The sequence below is a fragment of the Sulfitobacter faviae genome, assembly GCF_029870955.1.
Taxonomy (GTDB): domain Bacteria; phylum Pseudomonadota; class Alphaproteobacteria; order Rhodobacterales; family Rhodobacteraceae; genus Sulfitobacter; species Sulfitobacter faviae.
This window is the reverse complement of record NZ_PGFQ01000001.1, coordinates 2335852-2353252: the sequence shown is the minus strand read 5'-3', so window position 1 is coordinate 2353252 and position 17401 is coordinate 2335852. Positions and strand designations below refer to the sequence as shown.

12 protein-coding genes and 5 pseudogenes are annotated in these 17401 nt (G+C 63.8%); 11 read left to right on the top strand and 6 right to left on the bottom strand.

Features of this window, described 5'->3' with window-relative positions:
- The first annotated feature begins 9 nt into the window (after window positions 1-9).
- A complete protein-coding gene (locus CUR85_RS12150) occupies window positions 10-411 on the top strand; it encodes a hypothetical protein (RefSeq protein ID WP_067262135.1) in 402 nt (133 codons plus the stop codon).
- A 3-nt stretch (window positions 412-414) separates the two neighbouring features.
- Here CUR85_RS12150 and CUR85_RS12145 read toward each other — a convergent pair whose 3' ends face one another.
- Window positions 415-1770 (bottom strand): MATE family efflux transporter, encoded by a 1356-nt coding sequence (locus CUR85_RS12145; protein ID WP_136720485.1) that lies wholly within the window; start codon window positions 1768-1770, stop codon window positions 415-417.
- Window positions 1771-1919: 149 nt separating this feature from the next.
- On the opposite strand from CUR85_RS12145, the pseudogene CUR85_RS12140 reads away from it, so the two are divergent.
- The 6 genes and pseudogenes from CUR85_RS12140 (at window position 1920) to CUR85_RS12115 (ending at window position 7221) form a co-directional block, all read left to right on the top strand.
- Window positions 1920-2806: pseudogene (locus CUR85_RS12140) on the top strand (alpha/beta fold hydrolase).
- 47 nt (window positions 2807-2853) lie between these two features.
- Entirely contained in the window at window positions 2854-3102 is a 249-nt protein-coding gene (locus tag CUR85_RS12135; RefSeq protein WP_067263649.1) for a hypothetical protein, read from the top strand.
- Complete coding sequence (locus CUR85_RS12130; protein WP_067263651.1) at window positions 3099-3476, top strand: type II toxin-antitoxin system death-on-curing family toxin; 378 nt, start codon at window positions 3099-3101, stop codon at window positions 3474-3476. The genes CUR85_RS12135 and CUR85_RS12130 overlap by 4 nt, the downstream gene beginning before the upstream one ends.
- A gap of 96 nt (window positions 3477-3572) precedes the next feature.
- On the top strand, window positions 3573-5528 hold the full coding sequence (gene parE / locus CUR85_RS12125; RefSeq protein WP_067263654.1) for a DNA topoisomerase IV subunit B: 1956 nt from the start codon (window positions 3573-3575) through the stop codon (window positions 5526-5528).
- Entirely contained in the window at window positions 5525-6283 is a 759-nt protein-coding gene (locus CUR85_RS12120) for an HNH endonuclease signature motif containing protein (protein WP_136720484.1), read from the top strand. The genes parE and CUR85_RS12120 overlap by 4 nt, the downstream gene beginning before the upstream one ends.
- 278 nt (window positions 6284-6561) lie before the next feature.
- On the top strand, window positions 6562-7221 hold the full coding sequence (locus CUR85_RS12115) for a hypothetical protein (protein ID WP_343245435.1): 660 nt from the start codon (window positions 6562-6564) through the stop codon (window positions 7219-7221).
- An 18-nt stretch (window positions 7222-7239) separates the two neighbouring features.
- Here CUR85_RS12115 and CUR85_RS12110 read toward each other — a convergent pair.
- The 4 genes and pseudogenes from CUR85_RS12110 to proS all read right to left on the bottom strand — a co-directional run bounded on the left by CUR85_RS12110 (window position 7240) and on the right by proS (window position 11118).
- Window positions 7240-7922: pseudogene (locus tag CUR85_RS12110) on the bottom strand (ABC transporter ATP-binding protein).
- Window positions 7915-9209 (bottom strand): annotated as a pseudogene (locus CUR85_RS12105) (lipoprotein-releasing ABC transporter permease subunit). The pseudogenes CUR85_RS12110 and CUR85_RS12105 overlap by 8 nt, the downstream one beginning before the upstream one ends.
- Before the next feature lie 54 nt (window positions 9210-9263).
- Entirely contained in the window at window positions 9264-9770 is a 507-nt protein-coding gene (locus CUR85_RS12100; protein WP_067265480.1) for a DUF2937 family protein, read from the bottom strand.
- 8 nt (window positions 9771-9778) lie between these two features.
- Window positions 9779-11118: pseudogene (gene proS, locus CUR85_RS12095) on the bottom strand (proline--tRNA ligase).
- Between the two features lie 201 nt (window positions 11119-11319).
- Between proS and CUR85_RS12090 the strand changes: the two are divergent.
- The 4 genes and pseudogenes from CUR85_RS12090 to CUR85_RS12075 all read left to right on the top strand — a co-directional run bounded on the left by CUR85_RS12090 (window position 11320) and on the right by CUR85_RS12075 (window position 16984).
- Window positions 11320-12400, top strand: a pseudogene (locus CUR85_RS12090) (AI-2E family transporter).
- A 1-nt stretch (window position 12401) separates the two neighbouring features.
- Window positions 12402-13082: an HdaA/DnaA family protein gene (locus tag CUR85_RS12085; protein ID WP_067265468.1), complete on the top strand. Its 681-nt coding sequence runs from the start codon at window positions 12402-12404 to the stop codon at window positions 13080-13082.
- Window positions 13083-13143: 61 nt separating this feature from the next.
- Complete coding sequence (locus tag CUR85_RS12080; protein ID WP_067265467.1) at window positions 13144-15318, top strand: RNA degradosome polyphosphate kinase; 2175 nt, start codon at window positions 13144-13146, stop codon at window positions 15316-15318.
- An 82-nt stretch (window positions 15319-15400) separates the two neighbouring features.
- Window positions 15401-16984, top strand: coding sequence for a Ppx/GppA family phosphatase (locus CUR85_RS12075; RefSeq protein ID WP_067265464.1), 1584 nt, complete (start codon window positions 15401-15403; stop codon window positions 16982-16984).
- Here CUR85_RS12075 and CUR85_RS12070 read toward each other — a convergent pair.
- Window positions 16981-17346, bottom strand: a complete 366-nt coding sequence (locus CUR85_RS12070; protein WP_231886373.1) for a hypothetical protein — start codon at window positions 17344-17346, stop codon at window positions 16981-16983. The two genes, CUR85_RS12075 and CUR85_RS12070, sit on opposite strands and share 4 nt — an antisense overlap.
- Window positions 17347-17401: the final 55 nt, after the last annotated feature.

Here is a 17401-nt window from a genome sequence, read left to right as displayed (position 1 = left end):
GACAACACCATGGCGGGCGATCTTCCCGACTATTACTTCAGGGTCCGCGAGAATGGTGCGGCGGTGTTTCGGCTGGATGCCGCGAACCGCCAGCGCCGGATCGAGATGGAGCAGATCGCCGTCGTCAACATCCGCAACGGAGAGGTGAAGCCCCACGGGCAGCACCGTTTGACCGAAGCCGATCAGGCCGAGATTGCCCGCTGGACCAAGGCCCGCCGCGCGACCCTTGCGGCGCGCGAGATCGACGACATCCGCCGCGCCGTGGAGCATCTGAACCTCACCACCCAATGGGCGCAGTCCCGCGCCACGGACGCCGAGCTTGAGGCGGTGACGGATGAGTTGCTGCTGGCGATGCACGACCTGCGCAGCACGCTGGTGCGCAAAAAGGCAGATCGGATGGACCGGGGCTGAGGCTCAGACCGCCAGCCGCTTGACGATCACGCCCCAGAAACGCGCATTCAGCAGCAGCCCGGCCACCGCCAGCCCCGCCACCAGCCCGGCCCAGATGCCCATGGCCCCGAAGCCCAGCACAAAGCCCAGCAGGTAGGAACAAGGCATGCCGACGATCCAATAGCTGACCGCGGCCATGACCATCGGCACTTTGGTATCCTGCACCCCGCGCAACAGCCCAAGGGCCACCACCTGCGCCCCATCGACCAGTTGGAACAGCGCCGCCATTACCAGAAGCCCGGTGCCGATGGCGAGGATTTCAGCCCGCGCGGGCTCATCCTCTTGCATGAAGACCGAGATCAGCGGCTCGGGCCAGCCGACAAAGCCGACCATGGTGAGCAGCGCAAAGACCAGCGACAGCACGGTCACGATCACCGCCCCGCGCTTCATATGCGGCACGTCGCGGCGGCCATAGGCATTGCCCGCGCGGATCGTGGCGACATTGCTCAGCCCCAGATGCACCATGAAGGTCAGCGAGGCGAGTTGGATCGCGATGCCATGTGCGGCCAGCGGGATCGTCCCTAGCCAGCCCATCATCAGCGAGGAGGCCGCGAAAAGGCCGACTTCGCTCAGCGTGGTCAGGCCAATCGGCAGGCCCAGCGTGAACACCCGCAGCAACATCTGCCCGTCCACCCGCCAGAGGCGCACGAACAGGCTGTGCTGCGGCAGGGCAATCAGCACATAGATCACCACCCCGATCAGCGAGACGCATTGCGTCGTGACCGAGGCCACAGCCGCCCCCATCACACCAAGCTCCGGCGCGCCCCAGTTGCCGAAGATCAGCGCGTAATTCGCCAGCGCATTGACCCCGGCGGCCAGCAGGGTGATCCACAGCACCACCTGCGTGCGCTCCAAGGCGGCGAGGTAGGATTTCAACACCATCACCAAAAGCGCAGGAAGAATGCCCCAGCCCGCCACTTTGAGGTAATCGCCCGCCCGGTCTGCAAGGTTCGGCCCCTGCCCCAAAAGGTCGAGCACCGCGGGCGACCAGATCATCGCGGGCAGCGCGATCATGGCGAACCCCACCGAGAGCCACAGCCCCATGCGCGTGGCGCGGCGCAGGCCAATCTCGTCATCTTCGGCGTCATAGGCGGCCACCAAGGGCATCACCGCCATGGCAAAGCCCGACCCAAAGATGAAGAGCACGAAGAAATAGGTGCTGCCCAAGACCACCGCCGCCAGCGCTTCGACCGAATACCAGCCGAGCATGACGGTATCGGTCACGCCGATGGCCATCTGTGCCAGATGCCCGCCGATCAGCGGCAGGCCGAGTGTCAGGATCGCCCGGACGTGATTGCGGTTGGTCATTGTCTTGGTCATGGAACGAGCCTTACGCCGGGTCGCTGCAAAGGGGAAGTGCGGTTTTTACGCTCTGCCATGGGTTTGCGGGGTGTCGATGCCACTGTTTTGCCATGAAATCCTTGCGTCCGCGGCCCTTAACAGCAAAGCTGATGGCAGGAGGGCTCGCGATGGAACCGACACGGACCGAAACCCGCCGATTGAACGGTCAGGAGATTTTCATTCGTCACTGGGGCGATGAGAGCCTGCCGCCGTTGTTGATGCTCCACGGTTTTCCCGAATACGGCGGCGCGTGGCGTGATCTGGCACCGCTGCTGTGCCAAGACTTCCATTGCATCGCCCCCGACCAGCGCGGTTATGGCCAAAGCAGCGCGCCCGAGGGGATCGAACCCTATGCGATGGCGCATCTCATGGCCGATATGGCCGCTTTGATCGGCGACAGGCCCGTGACCGTCTTGGCACATGACTGGGGGCCTCCGTGGGCTACGCTTTGGCGATGTTCCGGCCTGAGCTGGTGGCCCGGCTGATCGTGCTCAACGGCGTGCATCCGGTGCCGTTTCAGCGCGCCATGGCCGCAGGCGGCGCGCAGTCGCGCGCTTCGCAATATATCAACGCCCTGCGCGCCGAAGGCAGCGCGGTGCGGCTGGCAAGGGACGATTTCGCGGGGCTGCTCGACCTTTTTTCCGCCAATATGGACCTCAGCTGGCTGACGCCCGCGCGGCTTGAGGACTACCGCGCGGAATGGGGGCGGCCTGGGCGACTCAGGGCGATGATCAACTGGTATCGCGCCTCCCCCCTGCAAGTCGCCGCGCCGGGCAAGCCCCTGCGCGACCTGCCAGAATTTCCGGTCGACCGTTTGCGCGTCCCCTGCCCGCACCTGCTGATTTGGGGAACGGAAGACACCGCCCTGCTGCCCGAAGCCACCGCCGGGTTGGAGGCTTTCGCGCCAGACCTCACGCGGGTCGAGATCGAAGGGGCGGATCATTGGCTGCACCACCAAAAGCCGTCGGAGGTGGCGGTGGCGGTGCTCGACTGGTGTGGGCAGCGGCCCTTGTAAAATGGGCGAAATAATGTATATTAGGATATGCATTCAGGAGCCGCGCCATGACCCGCATTCACACCAACCACATCGCCACCATGACCGAAATGCGCGAGCCGCATAAGGTATTGGAACGCTCGGGCGGCAAGCCCGTGGCGGTGATGAAGAACTCGCGCTGCGTGGGCTATTTCGTGCCCGCCGAGGCGACGTTGCAAGAAGAGCCGCGCGTGGCCACGCTGGATGAGGTGATGGAGAGCATTGCCGCCACCCGTGAGCAAACCCAGCCCGTGCTCGACTACCTCAAAGACAAATGACCCATGTTTTGCTGAACGCCGAGCTTGTCGAAACGATTCACGATGCCGTCTTGAACCCCGGTGAACTCGCGGGTCGGGCGCTGGATAAATCGCTCGATGGGGCACTGGGCCGCGTGGACAACAGGCTGGTTTACGGGATGATTTCGGATACCTTCGATCTTGCCGCCGCCTATTGCGTCGCCGTGGCCACCGGTCATGTCTTCAATGATGCGAACAAACGCACCGCCTATAAGACCATGATCGTCTGTCTTCACCTCAATGGCATCCGGATCGACCACGAAACCATCGAGGCAGGCGATCTGATCCGCGAAGTGGCCCAAGGCCGCATCGACGAAGAGACCCTTGCCGACTGGCTGCGCGCCAAAGCTGGCTGACCGGGGCAAAACAGCAGCCCAAGACAAACCCGCGATTGCCCCCGGCGCGCGGGGCTGTCAAAATGGCCCCCACCCACAAACAAAGAGCAGGCCCGCATGACCGACCTTCTTTCCGGCCAGGAACCCACCGAATACGATGCCTCCTCCATCGAAGTGCTGGAGGGGCTGGAGCCCGTCCGCAAACGCCCCGGCATGTATATCGGCGGCACCGATGAACGCGCGCTGCACCACATGGTAGCCGAAGTGCTCGACAACTCGATGGACGAGGCGGTCGCGGGCCATGCCAACCGCATCGAGGTGGAGCTGAACGCCGATTATTCGGTCACCATCCGCGACAACGGCCGCGGCATTCCGATCGACCCGCACCCGAAGTTCCCAGACAAATCCGCACTTGAGGTGATCCTCTGCACGTTGCACGCGGGCGGTAAGTTCTCGGGCAAGGCTTATCAGACCTCGGGCGGTCTGCACGGCGTGGGCGCCTCGGTCGTGAACGCGCTGTCGGATTCCATGGTGGTTCAGGTCGCGCGCAACCGCGAGCTTTTCGAGCAGCGGTTCTCGCGCGGCATCCCGCAGGGCCCGGTGGAGAAGATCGGCGCGGCGCCCAACCGGCGCGGCACCACCGTCACTTTCCACGCCGACGAACAGATTTTCGGCGCGCATCGCTTCAAGCCCGCGCGTCTGCTCAAGATGGTCCGCTCCAAGGCCTATCTCTTCTCTGGCGTCGAGATCCGCTGGAAGTCCGAGATCGAGGACGGCGACACCCCGATGGAGGCGACCTTCCACTTCCCCGGTGGCCTCGCCGACTACCTGCGCGAGACGCTGGGCAAGGCCACGACCTACGCCGAGAACCCCTTTGCCGGGACGGTCGATTTTCAGGAACGCTTCGGCGTGCCGGGCAAGGTCGAATGGGCGATCAACTGGACGCCGGCGCGCGACGGTTTCATCCAGTCTTACTGTAACACCGTCCCCACGCCCGAGGGCGGCACACACGAAAGCGGCTTCTGGGCCGCAATCCTGAAAGGCATCCGGGCCTATGGCGAGTTGGCCAACAACCGCAAGGCCAAGGACATCACCCGCGACGACCTGATCACCGGGGGCTGCGCGCTGGTCTCCTGCTTCATCCGCGAGCCGGAATTCGTGGGCCAGACCAAGGACCGTCTCGCCACCACCGAGGCGCAGCGATTGGTCGAAAACGCCGTGCGCGACCATTTCGACAACTGGCTGGCGGCGGACACGAAATCCGCGGGCGCGATCCTCGACTTCCTCGTGCTGCGCGCCGAGGAGCGGATGCGCCGCAAGCAAGAGAAAGAGACCGCCCGCAAATCCGCCACCAAGAAGCTGCGGCTGCCCGGCAAGCTGACCGATTGCACCAGCAAATCGCGCGAGGGCACGGAGCTTTTCATCGTCGAGGGCGACAGCGCCGGCGGCTCCGGCAAGGGCGCGCGCAACCGCGAGAAACAGGCGCTGCTGCCGCTTAAGGGCAAGATCCTCAACGTACTGGGCGCGGCCTCGAGCAAGCTGTCGACCAATGCCGAGATCAACGACCTCTGCGAGGCGCTCGGCGTTGGCATGGGCACGAAGTTCAACCTCGACGATCTGCGCTACGACAAGATCATCATCATGACCGACGCCGACGTCGACGGCGCGCATATCGCCTCGCTTCTGATGACCTTCTTCTTCACCCAGATGCGCCCGCTGATTGACGCAGGGCACCTCTACCTCGCCTGCCCGCCACTCTTCCGCCTCACCCAAGGCGCCAAGCGGGTCTATTGCCTAGACGAAGCCGAGAAGAACCTGTGGCTGGAGAAGGGCCTCGGCGGCAGGGGCAAGATCGACGTCAGCCGCTTCAAGGGTCTGGGCGAGATGGACGCGAAGGACCTCAAAGAGACCACGATGGACCCCGAGACCCGTAAGCTCATCCGCGTGACCGTGGACGAAGACGTGCCGGGCGAGACCGGGGATCTGGTCGAGCGGCTGATGGGGAAGAAGCCGGAGATGCGGTTCGCTTATATTCAGCAGAACGCGCAGTTTGTGGAGGAGTTGGATGTTTGAGGGGTAGAACGCCACCTGCCGCGATCGCACGCCAACTTCGTCAAGAAGCTGGATTTGGGTGCGCCGTCTGCGGCTGTCCAATTATTGAATACCATCATATTATTGAATGGCGTGAAGAAAAGCACTTCAAACCAGAACATATGGTTGCCCTTTGCCCGAGTCATCACTCGGAGTATGGAAAACTTCCCAAAGCTAAGTCCTACTCAGCCAAAGCCAATCCAATCAATATTCGCAACGGAAAGATAAGTGGGTACCTCGGCGGGAATCGAGAACAGAGAGTTCTTAGGTTAGGCTCAATGATCGTAGAAGATTGCGTCACAGCAATAGACTACGGGGGAAACTCGATTATCGGATATCGACAGATAGACGGAGAGTTCAGACTGAACGTCTTTATTCCTGATGAAGAATTTTGGCCTGAGGTCGAAATAAAGCAAAACGTTATGGCCGCTAGCATCGGGCAGTTCTGGGACATCGAGTTTAAGACAAATTGGGTTAAGTTCCGCCGCGCAAAAGGGAACGTATTCTTAACAATCGACTTCCGAGGGGATGAGGTGGAAATCGACGGAGAGCTGAATTTAGGAGGAAACCTAGTTTCGCTATCTGAAGCACAAAACCGCATGGGTGGCGGAACCTTCAAGAACGTCCGAATGCGAAATTGCCATACAGCATTAGCCATAGGTCCAGACGGGCGTGTTTTCCGTCCAAACTACGCAATGCGGTCTCCACGAGCTTGGTATATGCCTAGGGCGCTCTAGCCCCGCCCGGGACCCCGTCCCGGGCCGCGCCTGTCCGGGGCTCCGCCCGTTCAGACCTCAAACTCTCCCCAGAGAGTTTGCGAGACGGTCTTCACCCTCCCCCACGGGGAGGGCGCACATGCGTGCACCCCGCGGCTTGCGCCGCCCTCCGGGCTGAAAAGGTCCACTGGACCTTTTCCAAGTAGCCCTTCGGCCCGAGGTCGGGCGCGGCCCTAATGTTTCGCGGTTGTCCAAACTTCCCCCTTGATCCGCAGCCTCCCCCGCGCCTAACTCATCCCATGATCCGCGCGCTTCTCCTCTGCCTCCTCCTCGCCGCCTGCGGTCGACCGCTGACGGACAACGAACGCGCCTATCTCGCCACCATTCACGGCGCCTCGGTCGATTACGACCGCGTGCGCCTGCATGACGGCGCCCCCACCCGCGCTGTCACCTTCCGCCGCAAACCCCGCCCGCGCACCACCTGCCGCGAGCGTATCCTGCCGCCGCAGGTGGGCGAGACCGTCACCTCGAAACCCGCCGCCGTGGCGCTCTTCAACCATGTGCTGTTCGACAAGGATTGGTACCTTGAGGACTACCTGCCCGATCACCCCGACCGCATCGGGCTGATCGCCGCCATGCTGCTGGCGCATGAGATCACCCATGTCTGGCAATGGCAGAACCGCGACCTCACCGGCTACACGCCCCTGCGTGCGGCCTCCGAGCAGTTCACCAGCCCGGACCCCTACCTCTTCGACGTGGATACCAAGCCGCGGTTCCTCGATTTCGGCTATGAGCAACAAGGCTCGGTCGTGGAGGAATTCGTCTGCTGCCGCGCGCTTGATCCGCAGGCGCCGCGCACCAAGCGGCTGCACGCTATGCTGTCGGAGGTCATGCCCGTGGCCCCCTGCCCCAAAGCCGCTCCTATGACGTGGGCCTGCCCTGGGACGGGGTCGAGTTAGAAAACATCTGCGGCTGAGTCAGACCGGCACCAACTGCCCCGCGTCGAGCCGAATTTGACGGTCCATCCGGGCCGCCAGTTCGAGATTATGCGTGGCGATCACCGCCGAAAGCCCGGTGCCGCGCACCAGCGCCATCAGCGCGGCAAAGACCTGATCCGAGGTCGAGGGGTCGAGGTTGCCCGTGGGCTCGTCTGCCAGCAGCAGGCGCGGCTCATTGGCCAGCGCGCGACAGAAGGCCACCCGCTGCTGCTCGCCGCCCGACATGGCGGCGGGGCGGTGGTCGGCGCGCTCGGCGATGCCCACCTGCGTCAGAAGCTCCCGCCCCGCGCCTCGGCCGTCTTGCGCGCCACGCCATTGGCAAGCTGCGGCAGCACGATGTTTTCCAGCGCTGTGAACTCGGGCAGCAGGTGGTGGAACTGGTAGATGAAGCCCACGTCGGCGCGGCGCACGGCTGTGCGGCGGCGGTCGCTCTGGCCGGTAAGGTCATCGCCCGCGATCTCCACCGTGCCGCTGTCGGCGGTGTCCAGAAGCCCCGCGATATGCAGCAGCGTCGACTTGCCGGCCCCGGAGGGTGCGACCAGCGCCACCACCTCGCCGGGGGCGACGGCAAGGTCGATGCCGCGCAGCACCTGCACCTCATTCGGCGCACCGGGGTTGTAGGCCTTGGAAATGGCGCTCAGGCGCAGGACGGGATCATTCATAGCGCAGGGCCTCCACCGGGTTCATCCGCGCCGCGCGGCGGGCGGGAAAGATCGTGACGACAAAGGACAGGCCAAGCGACAGCGCCACGGCTGAGAGTACATCGCCCAATTGCAGTTTCGCGGGCAAGAAATAAATGCCGCGGATCGAAGCGTCCCAGGCATTGCCACCGCTGAGGTAGTTCACGAAGCCGAAGATCTGGTCGACGTAAGTGGCAAACAGCACCCCAGCACCACGCCCGCAATGGTGCCGATGATGCCTGTGAAGGCCCCGCAGATGAAGAAGACCCGCAGCACCGAGCCCTCGCTCAGCCCCATGGTGCGCAGAATGCCGATGTCGCGGCCCTTGTTCTTGACCAGCATGATCAGCCCCGAGACGATGTTCATCGCCGCGATCAGCACCAGAACGCTGAGGATCACGAACATCACCCGGTCCTCGATATCGAGCGCCGAGAGGAAGGAGCTTGAGGCGTCGCGCCACGTCCAGACCTGCGCGCGCTCACCCGCCGCCTGCATCAGCGCGGGCGCCATGGCATCCACCCCTTCCGGGTCCTCGACCATGACCTCCAGCTCATCGGCCACGCCCTCGCGGTTGAAAAAGCTCTGCGCCTCGGTGATCGGCAGGTAAACCCGAGTTTTATCAATGTCGTAGCGCCCGGCAGAGAAGATATAGACCACCTCATAGGCATTGACCCGCGGGCTGGTGCCAAAGGCCGTCTTGACCCCATTGGGCGAGATCAGCTTGACGCTATCGCCGACCTGCACGCCCAAGGACTGCGCCACGCCGCTGCCGATGGCCATGCCCTCTTCAAAACGCGTGATGTCACCGAAAGAACGCTCCGAAGGCTGGATGCCGGGGATGGTCATCAAATCATCCGAAGCGATGCCGAAGACCTCGACGCCTGCGTTCGACTGGCGGCGGTTGGCCATGACCTGTTGCCGCACCAGCGGGGCGACACGGGTCACGCCTTCGACGGTTGCCACCCGCTCGGCCATGGCCTCGTAATCGTCGATGGTGCGGTCGATCTGGCCGTTGGGCAGCACCTCCCCCATCGTGTAGACGGTGACATGGGCATTGGCCCCGAGGATCGTGTCGACGAACTCGGCGCGAAACCCTGAGCGCACCGAGAGCGTGGCGATCAGCGCGAAGACCGCCAGCGTGATGCCGATGAGGCTGATCCACGTCATGACGCTGACGCCCCCTTCGGCGCGGCGGGCGCGCAGGTAGCGCCAAGCGATCATCCATTCAAAGGCCGCGAATGGGGCGGTGCGTGTGGGTTTGCTGGCCATGCGGGAAGGCTCCGGTCTGAGGTGCGCGCAACCTGAGGCTTTGCCCCAGCAGGGTCAAGAACGCAATGCCCGGCGGCGGCGGAAGCGCGCGGGCCATGTGGGCAGCCACAGCAGCAGGCCGGTGAGACTGGCCCCCGCGGTGAACCCCAAACCGGCGAAGAGCCATTCGACCCGGCTGCGCGGGGCGGTGGGGGCAAAGCCGCGCAGGGCGGCGCGCAAAGCTTCGGCATCCGGGCTGCGCCATAGCAGATAGCAGCGCAGGAACGGGCCCGCTGACTGGAGCCGTGGCAATGCGGCCTCAAGCCACCCTTGCCGTTCGATGTTGCGGCGCATGTCCAAGCCCCGGCGTTCCAGCAGCGCCGATCCACGCAGCCGCGCCACGGCGCCTTCCCGGTTCAGCCCTGCGGCCTGCGCGGCGGCATCGAAATCCGCCACGACTTTGGCGAGGCGCTGCTCCGCCGCCTCCAGTTGAAACACATAGGCCCGGGTGAACCCCGGGCCTTGTGCGGCAATGCCTGCGCTTACGATCCCACCGGCCAATGTCAGCGTCCGCAGGATCATCGCGGCCCTCAGACGATACCGGCGTAGATCTTGGCGATCTTCTCAACCGCCTGTTCGGGCGGCAGTTCCTCGCTCTCGCCCGTGCGGCGGCTGGTAAGTTCGACCACGCCGTTCTTCAGCCCGCGCGGGCCGACGGTGATGCGCCATGGCAGACCGATGAGGTCCATCGTGGCGAACTTCATCCCCGCCCCGCCTTTGCGGTCGTCATAAAGCGGATCGAGGCCCAGCGCCTTGAGGCTGTTGTAAAGTGCGTCACAGGCGGCGTCGGCCTCCGCATCGCCCTGTTTAAGGTTCACGATCCCCGCGTGGAAAGGCGTCACCCCTCGGGCCAGATGATGCCCTTGTCATCATGGCTGGCTTCGATGATCGCGCCCAGCAGGCGGCTGACGCCGATGCCGTGGCTGCCCATATGCACCGGCACCTGTTTGCCGTCGGGGCCTTGCACCTTGGCGTTCATCGCGTCGGAATATTTGGTGCCGAAATAGAAGATTTGCCCCACTTCGATGCCGCGGGCGCTGCGCTGGCGCTCTTCCGGTACCTTGGCAAATACCTCCGGGTCGTGGGTCTCATCCGTGCGGGCGTAGCGCGAGGTGAACTCTTCGAGCACCGCGCGGCAGGCGTCGTGATCATTTGGGTCGATCTCGCGGTCACCAAAGGTCAGATCGGTGATCTCGCTGTCATAGAAAACCTCCGACTCGCCCGTTTCGGCCAGCACGAGGAACTCATGCGTGTCATCGCCGCCGATGGGGCCAGAGTCGGCGCGCATCGGGATCGCTTGAAGGCCCATCCGCTCATAGGTGCGCAGGTAGCTGACCAGATGGCGGTTATAGGCGTGCAACGCGTCTTCTTTGGTGAGGTCGAAGTTGTAGCCGTCCTTCATCAGGAACTCACGCCCCCGCATCACGCCGAAACGCGGGCGGATCTCGTCACGGAACTTCCACTGGATGTGGTAGAGCGTCAGCGGCAGGTCTTTGTAAGAGCCGACATGGCTGCGGAAGATGTCGGTGATCATCTCCTCGTTGGTGGGGCCATAAAGCATGTCGCGGTCCTGCCGGTCGCGGATGCGCAGCATCTCGGGGCCATAGGCGTCATAGCGGCCCGATTCCTTCCACAGGTCCGCCGATTGCAGCGTCGGCATCAGCATCGGGATATGGCCCACGCGCTGCTGCTCTTGGTGCACGATCTCTTCGACCTTGCGCAGCACCTTGTAGCCCAGCGGCAGCCAAGAATAGATCCCCGCGCTGGATTGCTTGATCATCCCCGCCCGCAGCATCAACCGGTGGCTGACGATCTGCGCCTCGGCAGGGTTTTCCTTCAGCACGGGTAGAAAATATTGGGACAGACGCATGGTGTTTCCTCATTGACGCATTGCCCCCTGACTAGTGCATGTCAAAGGGCGAGACAATCACATCGCTGAGGTCTGGCGGCCCGCTGGGCCAGTTCCACCACTTGCCCGTTCCGCGCCCCTGACGCGCGCGTCACCCGCAGCCAAGGCTTGAAACGAAACGCCACATGGGCGATGTGATGGCATTCCCTGCCGGAGATCGCCATGGCCCTGCCAATCAGAGACCAATTGAAGTACTGGGGCATCGCGGCAGCGGTGTTCATGGTGGCGCTGTGGTTCATCGGCGATGTGATGCTGCCCTTCCTGCTGGGCGGGGCGATTGCCTATTTCCTCGACCCCGTGGCCGACCGGTTGGAGCGTTTGGGGCTCAGCCGTACGATGGCCACCGCCGTCATCACCGTGGTGGCGCTTTTGGTCTTCGTGCTGATGGCGCTTTTGGTGATCCCGACGCTGGTCAATCAGACCGTGAACTTGATCGAGACCGCGCCCAAGCTGACCCGTAATTTCACCGATTTCATCACCGACCGTTTCCCCTCTCTCTTGGATGACGATTCGACCCTGCGCACCTCGCTGACGACGCTGGGCACCACCATTCAGGAACGCGGGGGCAATTGCTGCAAACCGCGCTGGCCTCCTTTGCCTCGCTGATCAACGTATTGCTCTTGTTCGTCATCGTCCCCGTGGTCGCGGTTTACCTGCTGCTCGATTGGGACCGTATGGTCGCCGCCATCGACCGGCTGCTGCCGCGCGACCATGCCCCTACGATTCGCCAATTGGCGCGCGAGATTGACGCGACGTTGGCCTCTTTCGTGCGCGGCATGGGCACGGTCTGCCTGATCCTTGGCACCTATTACGCCGTGGCGCTGATGCTGGTGGGGCTGCAATTCGGCCTCGTCGTCGGCTTTGTCGCGGGGCTGGTCACCTTCATCCCCTACCTCGGCGCGTTGATCGGCGGGGCGCTGGCGATCGGTCTGGCGCTGTTCCAATTCTGGGGGATTGGCTCTCCATCGGTCTCGTCGCGGGGATCTTCGTGCTGGGCCAAGTGGTCGAGGGCAATTTGCTGACACCAAAGCTCGTCGGCAATTCGGTCGGCCTGCACCCGGTCTGGCTGCTGCTGGCGCTGTCGGTCTTCGGCACGCTCTTCGGCTTCGTGGGTCTGCTGGTCGCGGTGCCCGTGGCCGCCGCCATCGGGGTGATCGCGCGTTTCGCCACGGCGCGCTACCGCGAAAGCGTGCTCTACAAAGGCCGCGAGCCTGAAACGACCGTCGACGAGGACATCCGCTAACATGGCCCACCAACTCGGGTTGAACCTGCCCAGCCGAACGGCTCTGGGCCGCGACGCTTTCTTTGTCGCCCCCTCCAACGCCATGGCCATGGCGATGATCGACGGATGGCGCGGTTGGGCAGGCGGCAAGCTGGCGCTGACCGGGCCGCAAGGCTCGGGCAAGACGCATCTGACGCATGTTTGGGCGGACCTTTCCGGCGCGCGGATCATCAGTGCGGCGAACCTGCTGGAGGCCGATATTCCCGCCCTTGCCCGTGGCCCCGTGGCGGTGGAGGATGTGCATCTGATCGCCGGGGACGCGGCGGCGCAAACGGCGCTGTTCCATCTGCACAACCTCGTGCTGGCCGAAGGTCAGGCGCTGCTGCTCACCGGCACCGGGCCGGTGGCGCATTGGGGCCTCACGCTGCCCGATCTGGTCAGCCGGATGCGCGGCGCCACGATGGTCGAGATGGAGGCGCCCGACGATGCGCTGCTCTCGGCCCTGCTGGTCAAACTGCTGGCCGACCGGCAATTGACGCCCAAGCCGGAGCTGATCAACTACCTCATGACGCGGATGGACCGCTCTTTCGCCGCCGCCATCGCGCTGGTCGACCGGCTGGATGCCGCCAGCCTTGCGCAGAAGCGCCCCCTGACCCGCGCACTGGCCGCGCAGGTGCTGGACATCGCCCCGCCTCGCGCGTGATACTGGAATAATTAACGCAAGCCTTCGCAAACCCGTTACATTCCAATGTCATGAGGCCCGCATGACCCAAGCCGATTTCCTGCAAGCGCCCTTTCCGCCCGCCACCGATCTGCCCGATCTCGACACCGCCGGGCCGGGCCGGTTCTTTAACCGTGAGCTGAGCTGGCTCGACTTCAACTGGCGGGTGCTGGAAGAGGCCGAGAACCCGCGCGTGCCGCTGTTAGAGCGGCTGCGCTTCCTGTCGATCTCCGCAACCAATCTGGACGAATTCTATACCGTGCGCGTGGCGGGCCTGCGCGAGCTTGCGCAGGCGGGCAACACCACCGCCGCCGCCGATGGGCTGAGCCCCGGCGAGCAACTGGTGTTGATCAACGAAGACGCGCGCAATCTGATGATGTCCCAGCAACGCGTGCTGGTCGACCTCATGGCCGAGATGGACGCGCAGAACATCATGCTGGAGCGCACCGCCGACCTGACCGAGGCCGATTACAAACATCTCGAAGGGGTCTTCCTCAACCAAGTCTTCGCCGTGCTCTCGCCGTTGGCGATCGACCCCGCGCACCCCTTCCCCTTCATTCCCAACACCGGCTACGCGCTGGCGCTGCAACTGGAGCGGACCCGCGACAAACGCCCGCTACAGGCGCTGCTGCCGATCCCGGCGCAGATCGACCGTTTCGTGCCCCTGCCCGCCCCCGATGGCTGCCTGCGCTATCTGCCGCTTGAAGATCTGCTGATCATCAATATCCCCAACCTCTTTCCGGGCTACAAACTCAAGGCGCATTTTGAATTTCGCGTGCTGCGCGACAGCGATCTTGAGGTGGAGGATGAGGCCGAAGACCTCGTGCGGGAATTCGAAGTCGCGCTGAAACGCCGCCGCCGGGGCGAGGTCGTGCGCCTGACCCATTCCGCAGGCGCGCCGGAAAAGCTGAAATCCGTCGTCATGCGCGAACTTTGCGTGCGCCCCCAAGACGTGATCGAGATCGACGGCATGTTGGGCATCGCTGACCTGTCAAAACTGGTGACCGATGCCCGGCCTGACCTGCTCTGGCCGCAGTTTACCCCCCGCGTGCCTGAGCGGGTCAGCGACCATGACGGCGATATGTTCGCGGCGATCCGGCAGAAAGACATGCTGCTGCACCACCCTTACGAGACCTTCGACATGGTGGTGCGTTTCCTTGCCCAAGCGGCCCGCGACCCGGATGTGGTGGCGATCAAGCAGACGCTCTACCGCACCTCGCGCGACAGCCCCATCGTTAGCGCGCTTTGCGAAGCGGCGGAGGATGGCAAATCGGTCACCGCGCTGGTCGAGCTGAAGGCCCGCTTTGATGAGGCTGCCAACATCCGCCAATCGCGCCGGCTGGAGCGGGCGGGCGCGCATGTGGTCTACGGTTTTCTCGACCTCAAGACCCACGCCAAGATCTCGACCGTGGTGCGCCGCGAGGGTGACCAATTGGTGACCTATACCCACTACGGCACCGGCAATTACCACCCGATCACCGCGCGGATTTATACGGACCTGTCGCTCTTCACCTGCGATTCGAGCCTTGGGCGCGATGCGACGAAAGTTTTCAATTTCCTGTCGGGCTACGCCCCGCCAGAGCAGTTGGAAAATCTCGCCATCTCCCCCACAACGCTGAAGCCGCGCTTGCTTGAGATGATCCGCGCCGAGGCCGAACATGCCCGCGCCGGACGCCCCGCTGTGATCTGGGCCAAGATGAACGCGTTGATCGACGCCGAGGTGATCGACGCGCTGTATGACGCGAGCCAAGCCGGGGTGGAAATCAGCCTCGTCATTCGCGGCATCTGCGGGCTGCGCCCCGGGGTGAAGGGGCTGTCGGACAACATCCGCGTCAAATCCATCATCGGGCGCTTTTTGGAGCACAGCCGCATCGTCTGTTTCGGCAACGGGCACGGGCTGCCGCATAAAAAGGCACGGGTCTTCATGTCTTCGGCCGACTGGATGGGCCGCAACCTCAACCGCCGGGTTGAGACGTTGGTCGAGATCGAAAACCCCACCGTCAAGGCGCAGATCACCAGCCAGATCATGGCGGCCAATCTGGCTGACGTGGCGCAAAGCTGGGTCATGGGGCCGGATGGTAAATTCACCCGCCCGGCGATCCCCGAAGGCACTTTCGCCTTCAACTGCCACCGCTTTTTCATGGAAAACCCCTCGCTCTCGGGCCGGGGCAGCGCCGGGGCCTCGGATGTGCCCAAGCTGACCCATACCGAGGATTGACCGGCAAGCGCCCTTTGGCAATTGACCTCACCGCCCCCCTGCGCCAATTATCCAGTGAAACGGATGGCCCGCAGGAGCATTGATGGCAGACCAGACCGACCCTTCCCGAGCCGCCCCCGTCCCTGAGACGGGTGTGGCGGAACTGGGCCTTTTCGGAAAACCCTTGTTTCAGGATCCGGGCGCGCGGGCGCTGGCCCGCGTGGGCGTGGTGGATGTGGGGTCGAACTCCGTCCGGCTGGTGGTCTTTGACGGTGCAGCGCGCTCTCCGGCCTATTTCTACAACGAAAAGATCATGTGCGCCTTGGGCGCGGGCATGGCCGAGACCGGGCATCTGTCCCCCGAAGGGCGCGCCCGCGCCCTCTCGGCACTGCGACGGTTCAGCAAATTGGCCGATGGCATGGGCCTGTCGGAGCTTACCGTCGTCGCCACGGCGGCGGTGCGCGATGCCAGCGACGGCCGCGCCTTCTGCGCCGATGTGCTGCGCGAAACCGGGTTGCGCATCTGGGTGATCGACGGCGAGGAAGAGGCGCGGCTCTCGGCGCAAGGGGTGCTTTTGGGCTGGCCCGGCGCTTACGGCCTTGTCTGCGACATCGGCGGCTCTTCGATGGAGCTTGCCGAAATCTCGGGCGGGCGCGTCGGGCGGCGGGTCACCTCCCAGCTTGGCCCGCTCAAGCTGCGCGACCTCAAGGGCGGCGCCAAAGGGCGGCACGCGCATATCAAAGAGGTCATCACCGGGCTTCAGGAAAAAATGGGCAGCCAGCGCGACCGGCTGTTCCTCGTGGGCGGCTCATGGCGGGCAATCGCGCGGATCGACATGTACCGCCGGGGCTATCCGCTGCATGTGCTGCATGAATACCGCATGACCGTGACCTCGGTTCGCGAAACAGTGAAATTCATCCAAACTTCCGACCTTGAGGAATTGCGCAATGCCTGCGGCGTCTCCTCCAGCCGGATGTCGCTGGTGCCCTACGCCGCCGAGGTGCTCAGCCGTCTGGTCAAGACTTTTCGGCCCAAGGACATCGCCATCTCCAGCTACGGTATCCGCGAAGGCATGCTTTATGAGCAGATGCCGCAGCGCCTGCGCGACCGGGATCCGCTGATCGAAGCCTGCTATTTCGCCGAGGCGAAGGACGCGCGGATGCCCGGTTTCGGCAAGGTGCTCTATAACTTCATCCTGCCGCTCTACCGCTCTGCCCCCCACGCCCGCAGGCGTTTGGTCAAAGCGGCCTGCCTGTTGCATGATGTCAGTTGGCGCGCGCATCCCGACTACCGGGCCGAGACCTGTTTCGACAATGCCACCCGCGCCAATCTCGGCGGGCTGAAACACGCCGAACGCATCTACCTCGGGCTGGCCCTGCTGCACCGCTATTCCAACAAGCGTGAGAACACCCGTTTCGAAGACCTCTATGAAATGGTCGATGAGAAGACCCGGTTGGAGGCCGAAATCCTTGGCAAGGCCATGCGCTTTGGCGCGATGCTCTGGATGGACAAGGGCGAACAGCGCGGCGAATTGCGCTGGTTCCCCAAGAAGAAGCAATTGGAACTCTGGCTCACCCCCGACATGGTGCCGCTTTTCGGCGAGGTCGCAGAGGCGCGGCTGAACTCACTCGCCAAATCGCTTGAGGCAGAGGTGCATGTTCGGACCGGCAAACGCGCCGCGCGTTAAAGCTCGATCTGCGGCGCGGGTTCGGTTGGAGTCTCTGGCGGGACCATCGGGTGATCGGGCTTGCGGCGGATGATGATATCGCCGTTGGGCTGCATCTCGGGCGCTTGATAGGCGCTCCAATCCTCGACCTCGTCCAAGAGCTCCGTAAGCTTCGGCCCCATCTCCCGCGCGAAGTCACGCAGCGCGGGGCGCATGGCCTCGGTAACCCCTTCAAACCTCTCCATGACCGGGCCCATCTCATCCATGATCCCGTCCATGAACATCTGCGCGCCGCGCTCCATCAAGCCGAGGCCGCGTTCTTCGGATTCTTCCTGCGCATGGGCTGCGAGGGGCAGCACCGTACAAAGGGCGATAAGGGGCATAAAGCGTGTCATGGGATTGAGGTAGGCGGCGCCGCGCGCATGTCCAGTCTTACGC

Excerpts from the sequence above, each read along its gene's own strand:
- CUR85_RS12070 (WP_231886373.1), bottom strand. The coding sequence starts at position 17,346 with ATGCCCCTTATCGCCCTTTGTACGGTGCTGCCCCTCGCAGCCCATGCG.
- CUR85_RS12145 (WP_136720485.1), bottom strand. The coding sequence starts at position 1,770 with ATGACCAAGACAATGACCAACCGCAATCACGTCCGGGCGATCCTGACA.
- parE (WP_067263654.1), top strand. The coding sequence starts at position 3,573 with ATGACCGACCTTCTTTCCGGCCAGGAACCCACCGAATACGATGCCTCC.
- CUR85_RS12150 (WP_067262135.1), top strand. The coding sequence starts at position 10 with ATGGCGGGCGATCTTCCCGACTATTACTTCAGGGTCCGCGAGAATGGT.
- CUR85_RS12130 (WP_067263651.1), top strand. The coding sequence starts at position 3,099 with ATGACCCATGTTTTGCTGAACGCCGAGCTTGTCGAAACGATTCACGAT.
- CUR85_RS12075 (WP_067265464.1), top strand. The coding sequence starts at position 15,401 with ATGGCAGACCAGACCGACCCTTCCCGAGCCGCCCCCGTCCCTGAGACG.
- CUR85_RS12085 (WP_067265468.1), top strand. The coding sequence starts at position 12,402 with ATGGCCCACCAACTCGGGTTGAACCTGCCCAGCCGAACGGCTCTGGGC.
- CUR85_RS12115 (WP_343245435.1), top strand. The coding sequence starts at position 6,562 with ATGATCCGCGCGCTTCTCCTCTGCCTCCTCCTCGCCGCCTGCGGTCGA.
- CUR85_RS12080 (WP_067265467.1), top strand. The coding sequence starts at position 13,144 with ATGACCCAAGCCGATTTCCTGCAAGCGCCCTTTCCGCCCGCCACCGAT.
- CUR85_RS12100 (WP_067265480.1), bottom strand. The coding sequence starts at position 9,770 with ATGATCCTGCGGACGCTGACATTGGCCGGTGGGATCGTAAGCGCAGGC.
- CUR85_RS12135 (WP_067263649.1), top strand. The coding sequence starts at position 2,854 with ATGACCCGCATTCACACCAACCACATCGCCACCATGACCGAAATGCGC.